The sequence below is a fragment of the Bradyrhizobium sp. NBAIM08 genome, assembly GCF_020193935.1.
In the GTDB taxonomy this organism is placed as follows: Bacteria; Pseudomonadota; Alphaproteobacteria; order Rhizobiales; family Xanthobacteraceae; genus Bradyrhizobium; species Bradyrhizobium yuanmingense.
In genome coordinates this window covers 1-439 of the sequence record NZ_JADYVR010000442.1, presented here as the reverse complement: position 1 = coordinate 439, position 439 = coordinate 1, and the positions used below count along the sequence as shown (strand labels likewise).

At 55.1% G+C, this 439-nt stretch carries 1 protein-coding gene; it reads right to left on the bottom strand.

Annotation, left to right across the window (positions count from 1 at the left end):
- Positions 1–406: DUF1549 domain-containing protein (locus I6F37_RS46510; RefSeq protein ID WP_225154425.1), on the bottom strand; the 406-nt coding region annotated here is incomplete at its 3' end.
- Positions 407–439: the final 33 nt, after the last annotated feature.

Genomic DNA, 439 nt, shown 5'->3' with positions numbered 1-439 from the left:
CAAACGTAGCGCGCAGTAGATCGCCGAATCGGAAGCTCCAGTAATCGACGTATTCGGGCGAGTTCAGCAGGATCTCAATTAAGCGAGTGCGTTTCCGCAGGTCCTTATCCGCAGTGAACTCCCGCACCCGTTTCGGAGGCGGCAGCGTCCCCGTCAGATCCAGACATACCCTCCGCAAAAACTCCTGATCGCTTGACATCTCGGAGGGCAGAATGTGGAAACGCCGCAGCTTCCCAAACACCTCTTCATCAATGATGTTGCGCGTTTCAATCGTGGGGTACTTCGCAATCGGTTTGTCAATCACTCCCACATCGGCACTCAGCGTACGGCCCGGAGTCCGAATCAGAATATGAGTCTCACCCGTTTTCTTCGCCTGCACCACTCCCGTTTCACTAACCTCAGCCACGCCCGAATCGTTCGTGATATACCGCACCTTGTC